This is a genomic window from Pantoea sp. CTOTU50773 (genome assembly GCF_032082325.1).
Lineage (GTDB): Bacteria > Pseudomonadota > Gammaproteobacteria > Enterobacterales > Enterobacteriaceae > Pantoea > Pantoea communis.
In genome coordinates, this window is the sequence record NZ_DAMDQC010000080.1 from 8,173 (window position 1) to 19,402 (window position 11,230).

The window sequence follows — 11,230 nt, forward strand, 5'->3', positions numbered from 1 at the left end:
CGCCATTCTGCCGCTGATTCTGGTCGGGGTGCTCAATCTCTGCTTCACCTGGTGGATCCCGTCATGGTACGGCGCGCAGAGCAGCGTCACGCTACCGGGAAATCCCACGCCGATTCTCACCGATATTAAGAAAACCACCGCGATTTGGGCAGTACAGGCGGCGCTGCTCAGCGGCATTCTGGTGGTGCTGATTTTTGGCTGGCGCAACATTCGCGGTCGTCTGGCAGAAGGCAGTCGTACGGCGGTCGCCGGTGCGTTACTGGCGGCGATGAATACCGCCTCCGAGTACGGTTTTGGTGCGGTAATCGCTACGTTGCCGGGTTTTGTCGTGCTGTCTGGCGTGCTGCAGGCGATTCCCAACCCGCTGCTCAATGAAGCGATCAGTATTACCGTGCTGGCGGGGATCACCGGTTCGGCATCGGGCGGGATGAGTATTGCGCTGGCAGCGATGGCAGAACACTTCGTGCAGGCGGCGCAGGCCACGGGGATTCCGATGGAAGTGCTGCACCGCGTGGCGGCGATGGCCAGCGGCGGGATGGACACACTGCCTCACAATGGCGCGGTGATCACCTTGCTGGCGATCACCGGGTTAACGCATAAAGAAGCGTATGGTGGCATCTTCGCCATCACCATTATCAAAAGTCTGGCCGTGCTGTTTGTGATTGGGGGGTTTTACCTCACCGGCATTGTCTGAAGGAGGATGAATCGATGCAATTAACGGGAAAAGTGGCACTGGTGACCGGGTCTACCAGCGGTATCGGATTAGGTATCGCGGAGCAACTGGCACTGGCAGGCGCCACGGTAATACTCAACGGTTTTGGCGAAGTGGAACACGCAAAAGCGGTTATCGCTGCCACCGGGGCAACAGTGGACTATCACGCGGCAGACATGTCCGATTCGCAACAAATTGCCGCGATGATTGAGTGGGCGGAAGCGCACTATGGTGCGGTAGATATTCTGGTAAATAATGCCGGTATTCAGTACACCGCGCCGGTGGAATCTTTCCCGGTAGAGAAGTGGGATGCGATTATTGCCATCAATCTCTCTTCGGTGTTTCACACCAGTCGCGCCGTTTTACCCGGCATGCAGGCACGTCACTGGGGGCGCATCATTAATATCGCCTCCGTGCATGGGCTGGTGGCATCGAAAGAGAAAGCCGCCTATGTCGCTGCGAAGCATGGGGTGGTAGGGCTGACAAAAGTGATTGCGCTGGAGAACGCGCAATCACCGATCACCTGCAACGCCATCTGTCCGGGCTGGGTGCTAACGCCGCTGGTGCAGCAGCAGATCGATAAACGCATTGCAGCCGGCGAGGATGCCGAAACCGCGCGCCTGGCGTTATTGTCAGAAAAACAACCTGCTCAGGCTTTTGTTACACCTGAGCAGTTGGGAGCATTGGTGCTGTTTCTGTGCAGTGAGGGCGGTGCGCAGGTGCGCGGCGCGGCCTGGAACATGGATGGCGGCTGGCTGGCGCAGTAATGCATCACGGCTTTATCCACGCGGCAATACACTCTTTCATCACGCGCAGGCGCTCATCCAGCGCCGCTTTGGCACTGAGATCCTGCTGATAGATAATCGACAGCGTTGACTGATTGATCAGATAGAAAAAGCCCAGCGCGGAGATATTGATGTTGAGTTGCATCACATCGATATCCTCGCGCACGTTTCCTTCGGCGCGTCCTCGTTTCAGCAATTGCTGGGTGATACTGCTCCAGCTCTGATTAATCTGCACGGTGATGTCAGAATCTTTGAGATGCCGCGCCTTGAGCTGATTTTCGCTGTTGAGCAGGCGAATGAATTCGGGATTTTTCAGGTAATAGTGCCAGGTGAACTCCACCAGCTGCAAAATTGCCTGATCGGCGGGGAGGTGATCGAGCTTTAAGGCTGCTTCCTGCTCGCGAATGTCACGATAGGCTTCTTCCAGCACGCGGGTAAACAGAATGTCTTTGTTAGTGAAGTAGTAGTAAATCAGTTGCTTATTGGCATGAGCGCGTTCGGCGATGCTATCAACGCGTGCACCGTCGAATCCTTTCTCAGCGAACTCTGCGCGCGCGGCCATCAGTATCCGCACCTGCTTATCCGTGACATCCTCAATGTTACTCGCAACACGATCAACCAAAGCAGAATCCCCACATATCACTGTTTTACTGAGCATTATAGTGCCTCTTTTTGCGCATAAAACAAGGGCAAAAGATTTTCAACTAACTAGTTGGTTATGTGAATTCGATCAAAGTCAGGTCTCTTTCTGCCCATTATAGTGACGTCATCAACCAGTTAGTTGATTGATTATGAATCAGCGAACGGCGGAGCGTTGAAATAGATGTTGAACGTGTTACTTCCATCACAAACGACTTTGAGGTGAATACATGGCGCAGATTCCAGTGGGCATCATCATGCACGGCGTGACCGGGCGAATGGGTAAAAATCAACATCTCATCCGTTCGATTGTGCAGATTCGGCAGCAGGGCGGTGTGGCGCTGGCCAATGGCGACCGATTGATGCCCGATCCGATTCTGATTGGCCGCAACGCGGAAAAAATGGCTGCGCTGGCGCGGGAATTTGGTATCGAACGTTGGGGAACCAACATTGATGAAGCACTGAATAATCCGCATGACATCATCTTTTTTGATGCAGCCACCACCCAGGCACGTCCGGCTTTGCTGAAGAAAGCCATCAGCAAGGGAAAACACGTTTATTCGGAAAAGCCGGTAGCGATGGGGCTGGATGATGCGCTGGATCTATACCATTTCGCACAAGAAAAAGGCGTGTGTCACGGCGTGGTGCAGGACAAGTTGTGGCTGCCGGGTTTGCAAAAGCTGCGTTTGCTAAATGAATCCGGCTTCTTTGGTCGCGTGTTATCGGTGCGCGGTGAATTTGGCTACTGGGTATTTGAAGGCGATCGCCAACCGGCCCAGCGTCCATCCTGGAACTACCGCAGCGAAGATGGCGGCGGCATTATCCTCGACATGATTTGCCACTGGCGCTACGTCATCGACAACCTGTTCGGTGAAATCAAAAGCCTGAGCTGCATCGGCGCAACCCACATTCCACAGCGCTGGGATGAACAGCAGCAACCTTATGACGCCACGGCGGATGACGCGGTGTACGCCACCTTCGAACTGCACAACGGCGCGATTGTTCAGATCAACAGTTCATGGTGCGTGCGCGTGCGCCGCGATGATCTGGTGACATTCCAGGTGGATGGCGTCAACGGTTCAGCGGTGGCTGGCCTTAGCGATTGCTTTACGCAGGCTAGCGTCAATACGCCAAAGCCGGTCTGGAATCCGGATATCCGTCAAACCCATAACTTCTTCGATGACTGGGCCAGCGTGCCGGATACCCAGGTCTACGACAATGCATTCAAAGTGCAGTGGGAGCTGTTTTTACGCCACGTCTGGGGCGAAGGGGAATATCGCTGGGATCTGTTGGAAGGAGCCAAAGGTCTGCAACTGGTCGATCTGGCATTGAAAAGCTGGAAAGAGCGTCGCTGGGTTGATGTGCCATCGCTGGAACGCTAAGGAGCCGAACATGAGTCGTCCCCATTCCGAACAGCTTTCGCTCAACACGGCGACCGTGCGCCAGCAGTGGGATTTACGCCAAATCATTGAAGGTTGTGCGCGCCATGAGATTCGCGGCATCTCGCCGTGGCGCGATCAGGTAGCAAACATCGGTTTAGCAGAAGCGGCGCGGCTGATTCGTCATCACGATCTGCGGGTGAGTGGCTACTGCCGGGGCGGCATGTTTCCCGGCGTTGATCAGCAAGCACGCCAGGCGACCCTGGCCGACAACCAGCGAGCGGTGGATGAAGCGCTGGAATTGGGCGCAGAGTGCCTTGTGCTGGTGGTCGGCGGTTTGCCGCCAGGTTCGAAAGATCTGCCGGGGGCGCGACAGCAAGTGCGTGATGGACTCAGCGCTCTGCTGGAGTACGCCCGCGCGGGCGGCATGCCGCTGGCGATTGAACCGCTGCATCCCATGTACGCGGCGGATCGTGCCTGCATCAACACGCTGAAACAGGCTAACGACCTCTGCGATGAGCTGGGCGACGACGGACTGGGGATTGCCGTCGATGTCTATCACACCTGGTGGGATGCTGAGTTTTATCAGGAAATCGCCCGTGCGGGTCTGAAACGGCTGCTGGCGTTTCATATCTGCGACTGGCTCACGCCTACGCGGGATCTGCTGGAGGATCGCGGCATGATGGGCGATGGCGTTATCGATATCCGCGCCATGCGGGAAGCGGTAGAAGCCCAGGGTTATCGCGGATTACATGAAGTGGAAATTTTCTCCCGCCTGAACTGGTGGACTCAGGATCCAGATGAGGTGCTTAAGACCTGCAAGGCTCGCCATCTGGCGCACGGTTAACCGTATCTGACAGAGCTGAAAAGCTGTTTTCGTCGGTCACAGACATTGTCGAGGAAAAGATGAATACAGATACCCGCAAAATGATTCTGGTCACCGTGCTGTGCGGCCTTGGCTACATGATGTACTCGGTGGATCGCATGACGGTGTCATCAGCCATCGGGCTGATCGCTGGAGAGTTTGGTCTCGGTAAAGCGGAGAGTGGCATTCTGCTCTCCTCCTTCTTTTTTGGCTTCATCGTCTTTCTGTTCATTTCCGGCATTATCGCCGACAAGTTAAGCGGCAAACCGGTATTGATTCTCGGCCTGATGATGTTTTCACTGGCGACACTGTTAACGGGTGTCGCCGGCAGCATGACCAGCCTGATTTTTTACCGCGTGATGACGGGCATCGGTGAGGGCATCTTCTGGCCTGCCGCCTCGCTCGAAGTGGCCAACGTGACCAGCGAAAAACAGCGCACAACGGTCATGTCGCTCTATTGGATGGGGTATCCGATTGGCGGATTCCTTGGCACCTGGATGGGCGCCATGCTCGGTCCGATCTTTGGCTGGCGCGTGGTGTTCTACGTGGCGGGCGCGATGGGCATGCTGGTGGCGCTGTTGTATCTGGTGCTGGTGAAAAATGATCGTAAACCTGCCGAGTTGATTGCACGCCAGGCAGCGGAAAAAGTGCCATTAAAAACCTTGTTCCGCCATGCGCCGGTGTTGCTGATGGCTGCGTTCTATTTCGTGCTGCTGGCAGGCTGGTGGATTGTGCTGCTGTGGGCACCGAGCTATTTGATGCAGGTAAAAAATCTGTCGATTGGTGCCGCAGGCACCATCGCCAGCCTGCTCGGCATTACCGGGGCTTTGGGCGGCTTTGTGCTGGGACGCTACTGTGATAAAGGCGATTTCAAACGCCGTCGCACCATTCTGATGACCATTACTTTTATCAGCGGGCTGGTGATGGCCGCCATGGCATTCAATCTTTCGGTGCCGTTGGTGATTGTGCTGGTGCTGATCCTCGGTTTCCTTGGCTATCCGATTACACCCATTGTTCTCTCGCTCACTGCTGAACTGGTGCCGCCTTCTCTGCGCGGTTCCGCCATCGGCTTTGTGATGAATATGGGGATGGCGGCGGGCGGCATCTCGCCAATTGTGGCGGGTTATTACGCGCAGCGTTACGCCCTGCAACCGCTCTTGCTGGTGGCCGCCTGCGTCATTATCTGCAGCAGCCTGGTATTGCTGGGGGTGCGTCGCCTGCCTATCGGAAGCCACAACAGTTCGCAGAATGTGATGCCGTCCGGGCATCTGGCAAAACACTGAAATAAGGAACAGATCCATGTCTGTGAGCAATAAAGTGCGTTTACTGGATCGCAACGGTCAGCCCTGCAGCTACATCATGCAGGGTGAGCGCCACTGGAGCGTACCGGCGAAACCGCTATTTAACCGTGACGTGTATGCCGCTGCGCATGTGGTTGCCGACCCGCAGCGCATGCAAAATCCACATAGCGATATGGCGATTGACTGGGACAGCACGCTGGAATATCGCGATCATTTAATGTCGCTGGGATTGGGCATCGCGGAAGCCATGGATACCGCGCAACGCGGCATGGGGCTGGATTGGCCAACCGCGCTGGAGCTTATAAAACGCAGCGTTGAGCAAGCGAAAGCGTATCCGGGGGCACGGGTCGCCAGCGGGGCTGGCACCGATCATCTGACGGACTTTTCCCAACTGACCTTACAGGATGTGATTGCCGCGTATGAGCAGCAAATCTCAGCAATCGAAGCCTGTGGCGGCCGTATTATCTTAATGGCTAGTCGCGCGCTCGCCGCCATTGCTAAAGGGCCAGAGGATTACATCACCGTTTACAGCACGCTTCTGCGCCAGGTGCGTGAGCCGGTTATTTTGCACTGGCTGGGGGACATGTTTGATCCCGCACTACGCGGTTACTGGGGCGGCGCGACGATTCACAGTGCGATGGAGGTTTGCCTTGCGGTGATTCGCGAAAATCAGGAAAAAGTGGAGGGGATAAAAATCTCCTTGCTGGATAAAGATCGTGAAATTGAGATGCGGCTCCTGCTGCCGGCTTCCGTTAAAATGTATACCGGCGATGACTTTAACTATCCCGAACTGATTGCCGGGGATGAGCAAGGTTTCTCGCACGCGCTTCTGGGTATCCTCGACGGCATTGCACCGGCCGCCACCAGCGCACTGCATGCATTGGCGCAGGGCGATCGCGCCACCTTTGAACGCATACTGGCACCGACAGTGCCGCTGGCACGCCATTTGTTCTCGGCACCCACGCAGTATTACAAGGCGGGCATCGTGTTCCTGGCCTGGTTGAATGGCCATCAGAAGCATTTCACCTTGCTTGGCGGCATGCAGAGTGCGCGCAGTCTGACGCACTACTCTGAAGCGTTCAGACTAGCGGATGAGGCTGGTTTGCTGAATAACGCGGATGTGGCTGCTGAACGCATGTGGCTACTGGCGAAAATGCACGGTATTTAGCCTTTCGACCTAACGCGATTAGAGGCTATTTAAGCCGTCCGGATTTCTGACGGAAAAGAAGACTCACTCGGTTAGAGCGAAAAAAAGCCCGCCATTGGCGGGCTTGATAGCAGCGGCTATCGAATAATCTCGTAGGTGACGCGCGTGTAGGTACTGCAACCACGATTGTGGCAGTCCATTATTGCAGGAATATTTTGTTACTGAACATACCGTTTCCTGATGGCTGTATAGCCGTGGGCTTCAAGCGCTGACTCATACGTATTGAATATTGAGCGCACCCTGTGCTGATGTCGTGATCTGCGCCTGAACCCGCCACGTTGTGTATATGCGTTCGAGTGTGAGGACGGCTTTGGGCTTACCCGTTGAAACCACGCGACCCTGATCGAGTACCACAAGGTGTTGGCAATATTTTGCCGCCAGATTCAGATCGTGAAGAGCAATCACCACCGTCACGGGCAGCGAAGAGATAAGACGCATCAATTCAAGCTGGAATTGGATGTCGAGGTGATTGACGGGTTCATCCAGCAGTAAAACATCCGGTTTTTGCGCCAGTGCGCGGGCGATTTGGCAACGTTGGCGCTCACCGCCGGATAATCGTTGCCAGCAGCGGTCGACCAAATTTTCCAGTTGCATTAACGCCACCGCCTCGTCAACGGCGCTGGCATCCTCTGCCGTCCAGAACTGGAATGCGCCACGATGAGGCGTGCGCCCGAGACGAATAATGTCAATCACCGTGAGTTCATCATCGGCTTCGGCGTGTTGCGGGACAAAGGCCAGTTTGCGCGCCAGCTGATTGCGCGAAAATTGGTTCAGCCTCCGTTCGCCGAGCGTTATCTTCGCGCCCGAATCAGGCATTAGCCCAGCCAGCGCACGCAGTAGCGTTGATTTTCCTGAACCGTTGGGCCCAAGCAAACCTACGGTTGCAGACTGAGCTGCGTCGAAGGAGACCGTGGTGAGTATGCGGCGCGCTTGAAGTTGGACGCTGAGGTCACTGACCGATATCGTCATCGTTTAATTGCCCTTTCGTTGATAGAGAAGGAAGGCAAAAGCAGGGGCGCCCACCAATGCAGTCACCACGCCAATGGGTAAAACCTGATGTGCGATCAACGTTCTCGATATCAAGTCGGCAAGGATCATGAAATGGCAGCCCGACAGGAATGTCACGGGAAGGGTGATAAGGTGTCGCTGTCCAACCAGCATGCGGGTCACGTGCGGGATGACCAATCCGACAAATCCCACCGCCCCAATTGAGCTGACAATCACCGCCGTGATGAATGCCGTAATCAACAGCAACACCACCCGCACTTTCACAACCGGAGTACCTAACGTTACCGATACATCGACACCAAATGAAAACGTGTCCAGCGTGCGTGCATAGCACATGATCACCCCAAATCCGCTGACGATGACGATGGCGCACAGAACGGCATCTGGCCAGCGAACGCCGCTTAAACTGCCTAAGAGCCAAAACATCACACCGCGCGATTGCTCCGCATTGGCTGATGTGCTGACGATGTAAGACGTGAGCGCATTGAACAGCTGTGTTCCGGCAATACCGGCCAAAATGATGCGCCCGGTGTTTTCCCCCATCCCTCTTGAGAGCAAAATAATCAAGCCAAACGCCAGGCAAGCGCCGGCAAAGGCACCACTGCCAACCGTCAACACGCCGCTGCCAATACCCAGCAGCATCACCATTACGGCCCCGGTGGAAGCACCCGCAGAGATACCCAACAGATAGGGTTCCGCCAGCGGGTTTCTTAACAACGATTGCAACACCAGGCCGCAAAGGGCTAAGCCACCTCCGCTGCATGCCGCCATGAAGGCCCGACTCATCCTATATTGCCAGACGATGCCAGCCTCAACGGGAGGGAGATCATAATGCGTCAAGCCCACCCCGGTGGTGATCGCCTGGAAGGTGGCGCTCAATGAGATGGGCATATCGCCAATGCTGGATGAGAAGATCATCATTACGGGCAAGCTGATAAAGCCCGCGAGAAAAATAAAGCCGATCTTAAATGGGTAAGCCCGATTCATACTATTTAAACGCGGCAATCTGCTGACCGATCAGCTCAACAGCATCGACATTGCGCAGGGATGGATTGAGTGACATCGCTGGCACGATCACGATATGACCCTGTTTGACCGCACTCATTTCGCGTGTAACGGGATCGCTGGTGAGGAATGCCTGTTTTATGGCGACATCATCGGCTGGATACAGCCTTCTATCCATGCTGGCGATGACGATGATATCGGGCTGAGATTGTGCGATATGTTCCCAACTCACGGCGGGCCATTCATCGGAGGAATCAATGATATTTTTGAGGCCTAGAGTCTGAGTGATCCAGCCTGGCGCACCATCACTGCCTGCGATCCACGGATCGCCTTTAAGGCGTGTGCTTGAGAACCAATACACCACCTTAAGGGGTTTGCTGGTGTGAAGCGCCACCTGTTGTTGTGCCTTAGCGATTCGTGCAGATAACTTATCCTTTAAGGCATCGCCACGCTCCGTCACATCGAAGATGTTGGCAAGCGCGGTGATTTCATCATAAATCACCTCAATCGAGTAAGGTTTCACGCGCGCACCGTCGCCGTTTGAAGTGGCGGTGACCGATTTGCCCTGACAATCAGCAGGTGAAATCCAGGTTTTGATGCCAGGTTGTTCAAATTGATCGCGAGTAGCGACTTCACCCTGAGGCCCAACATGCCAGCTGTACTGCGCCAAAACCAAATCAGGTTTTTGCGCGACGACGACTTCAAAGCCCGGTGAGTTGTCCGCAAGGCGCTTAAGACCACTGCCTGCCTGCGCTAACTCAGGGGGGAGAGGGCCGAACCAGACGGCGGTACCCGCAATTTTACTCCCCAGGCCAAGTGCCAGAAGGAGTTCAGTTTCATGCTGACCAATGGTCACCACGCGTGCAGGTGGTCGTGAAAAGGTTTCCGTTTTACCGCAGTTTTCAATGCTGAGGGGATAGGTGGAAGCCAGGGCGGTGGAAGTGCTGAATACCATTATGAGTGCTAAAAGGCGGGTCAAAAAAGTGCGCATGATTTACCGATTACGTAGTAATGTTATAACGTAACATAATGGCAAGTCTGATGTATTCATGTCAATTGATTCTGATACCCATTGTGAGTGTTAAGTGTTGAGGCTATTGAAGCGAAGTCCGTGGCCCGGACTTCACTCTGATCTTAACCCGGACCATCACTTCCTGCCGCCAGCAGAGGCACCACCACATCACTGATCGGTGTCGCGATGCCTTGTGCTTTGCCGCGTCGCTGCACAACGCCATTACGGATGTCCCACTCAAGCGGGCGATTGGCCTGACGATCCGCCAGGATCGAGGTGCCTAAATCTGCCGGGGCGCGATGGAAGCCAGCCATAATTTCCTGCGGCACGTTGTCGCTCAGATTGGCGCCTTCCGCACGCGCCACAGTCATACACTCCCGCAGATAGGCCAGACCCAGCTCGGTGATATCTTCGCGCTGAAATATCCCGGCGCGGCGATTGGCGAGCACCATTAAACCGGCGACGGCGTTTTGCAACAGTTTGCGCCAGGCAATGGTGAGGAAATCTGCCTCCAGTTCGACCGCACAGCGCGAGTCTTGCAGTGCTTGCACAATACGTTGTGTTGGCGCGACGTCGGGCACCGTCAGGCGCGGCTTCGCGCGTAACCACACCGAGGCATCAGGCTCGCGCTGAGCCGGGAACCACACCACAGAAGGCAGTACCGTTGCGCCATTGACTAACGGGGACAGCTGTTCAACTTGCTCCACGCCATTTTGCAGCGCGCACACCACCGTATTCTCATCGCACAACACCGCCAGCCAGGGTGCAATTTCCGCCACCTGGGTGGTTTTGACCGCCACAAACACCAAATCATAGGGTGCACCAATGTCTGCGGGATTGCTCAGCACCGGGCCAGGCACCACAATCTCACCGTCTTCGTGGCGCAGCAGCAATTGTGTATGTGCTGTACGTCCGCACAGTGTTGGCGTGCGATTCATTTCATGTAGCGCGGCAGCCACAGTGGTACCGATGGCGCCGGGTCCGACAAGGGCGATGGTTGGAAACTCAGACATGCAGCTATTCTCCTGTTTATCCAGTGCTGCCCACAGGGTCAGCGAAAACTCTCTATTACAGCCTGGCATTGTGACTGAATGATGTGCGTTCCATCGGCCAGATAGAAAAATAATAGCGCGGGATAATCACTCAACGCCTGCCATAAAAGGGCGAATTACAGCAGGGCTATCTGTTTCTGTTGCAGCAGTTGCTGCATCTCAGCATCAGGTTCTCCATCAACAATCAGTGTGCTGGCCAGTGACAGACCGCCAATGGCGAACGCCGATGCTGAGTTGAGTTTCTCTTTAGAGACCATCACCACCG

The 11,230-nt window shown here is 55.2% G+C and carries 10 protein-coding genes and 2 pseudogenes; 6 read left to right on the top strand and 6 right to left on the bottom strand.

The genetic code is table 11. From position 1 onward, the window contains the following. Positions 1-694, top strand: a pseudogene (locus RT340_RS13855) (GntP family permease); the annotation flags it as partial. Positions 695-708: 14 nt separating this feature from the next. Then, positions 709-1,479: a 3-hydroxybutyrate dehydrogenase gene (locus RT340_RS13860; protein WP_097117779.1), complete on the top strand. Its 771-nt coding sequence runs from the start codon at positions 709-711 to the stop codon at positions 1,477-1,479. Between the two features lie 4 nt (positions 1,480-1,483). On the opposite strand, the gene RT340_RS13865 is transcribed toward RT340_RS13860, so the two are convergent. Next, on the bottom strand, positions 1,484-2,119 hold the full coding sequence (locus RT340_RS13865; protein ID WP_255253254.1) for a TetR/AcrR family transcriptional regulator: 636 nt from the start codon (positions 2,117-2,119) through the stop codon (positions 1,484-1,486). 247 nt (positions 2,120-2,366) lie between these two features. Here RT340_RS13865 and RT340_RS13870 point away from each other — a divergent pair, with 247 nt between their 5' ends. From RT340_RS13870 to RT340_RS13885, 4 genes are read left to right on the top strand one after another with little or no spacing between them, the layout of a single operon-like run. Then, on the top strand, positions 2,367-3,518 hold the full coding sequence (locus tag RT340_RS13870; RefSeq protein ID WP_034827454.1) for a Gfo/Idh/MocA family protein: 1,152 nt from the start codon (positions 2,367-2,369) through the stop codon (positions 3,516-3,518). Between the two features lie 10 nt (positions 3,519-3,528). After that, on the top strand, positions 3,529-4,362 hold the full coding sequence (locus RT340_RS13875) for a sugar phosphate isomerase/epimerase family protein (RefSeq protein ID WP_160866805.1): 834 nt from the start codon (positions 3,529-3,531) through the stop codon (positions 4,360-4,362). 59 nt (positions 4,363-4,421) lie between these two features. Beyond that, positions 4,422-5,663, top strand: a complete 1,242-nt coding sequence (locus RT340_RS13880; protein WP_313376570.1) for an MFS transporter — start codon at positions 4,422-4,424, stop codon at positions 5,661-5,663. 16 nt (positions 5,664-5,679) lie between these two features. Continuing rightward, positions 5,680-6,849 (top strand): dihydrodipicolinate synthase family protein, encoded by a 1,170-nt coding sequence (locus tag RT340_RS13885; protein ID WP_313376572.1) that lies wholly within the window; start codon positions 5,680-5,682, stop codon positions 6,847-6,849. A gap of 252 nt (positions 6,850-7,101) precedes the next feature. On the opposite strand, the gene RT340_RS13890 is transcribed toward RT340_RS13885, so the two are convergent. From RT340_RS13890 to RT340_RS13910, 5 genes and pseudogenes are all read right to left on the bottom strand, one after another. Further along, positions 7,102-7,857, bottom strand: a complete 756-nt coding sequence (locus RT340_RS13890; protein WP_313376574.1) for an ABC transporter ATP-binding protein — start codon at positions 7,855-7,857, stop codon at positions 7,102-7,104. Between the two features lie 3 nt (positions 7,858-7,860). Further along, on the bottom strand, positions 7,861-8,883 hold the full coding sequence (locus RT340_RS13895) for an iron chelate uptake ABC transporter family permease subunit (RefSeq protein WP_313376576.1): 1,023 nt from the start codon (positions 8,881-8,883) through the stop codon (positions 7,861-7,863). A gap of 1 nt (position 8,884) precedes the next feature. After that, complete coding sequence (locus RT340_RS13900) at positions 8,885-9,856, bottom strand: ABC transporter substrate-binding protein (RefSeq protein ID WP_313376578.1); 972 nt, start codon at positions 9,854-9,856, stop codon at positions 8,885-8,887. A gap of 179 nt (positions 9,857-10,035) precedes the next feature. After that, positions 10,036-10,926 (bottom strand): oxidoreductase, encoded by an 891-nt coding sequence (locus RT340_RS13905; protein WP_313376580.1) that lies wholly within the window; start codon positions 10,924-10,926, stop codon positions 10,036-10,038. Between the two features lie 155 nt (positions 10,927-11,081). Beyond that, positions 11,082-11,230: pseudogene (locus RT340_RS13910) on the bottom strand (DeoR family transcriptional regulator); the annotation flags it as partial.

Coding starts and splice junctions, on each gene's coding strand:
- RT340_RS13860 (WP_097117779.1), top strand. CDS start 709: ATGCAATTAACGGGAAAAGTGGCACTGGTGACCGGGTCTACCAGCGGT.
- RT340_RS13870 (WP_034827454.1), top strand. CDS start 2,367: ATGGCGCAGATTCCAGTGGGCATCATCATGCACGGCGTGACCGGGCGA.
- RT340_RS13875 (WP_160866805.1), top strand. CDS start 3,529: ATGAGTCGTCCCCATTCCGAACAGCTTTCGCTCAACACGGCGACCGTG.
- RT340_RS13880 (WP_313376570.1), top strand. CDS start 4,422: ATGAATACAGATACCCGCAAAATGATTCTGGTCACCGTGCTGTGCGGC.
- RT340_RS13885 (WP_313376572.1), top strand. CDS start 5,680: ATGTCTGTGAGCAATAAAGTGCGTTTACTGGATCGCAACGGTCAGCCC.
- RT340_RS13890 (WP_313376574.1), bottom strand. CDS start 7,857: ATGACGATATCGGTCAGTGACCTCAGCGTCCAACTTCAAGCGCGCCGC.
- RT340_RS13895 (WP_313376576.1), bottom strand. CDS start 8,883: ATGAATCGGGCTTACCCATTTAAGATCGGCTTTATTTTTCTCGCGGGC.
- RT340_RS13900 (WP_313376578.1), bottom strand. CDS start 9,856: ATGGTATTCAGCACTTCCACCGCCCTGGCTTCCACCTATCCCCTCAGC.
- RT340_RS13905 (WP_313376580.1), bottom strand. CDS start 10,926: ATGTCTGAGTTTCCAACCATCGCCCTTGTCGGACCCGGCGCCATCGGT.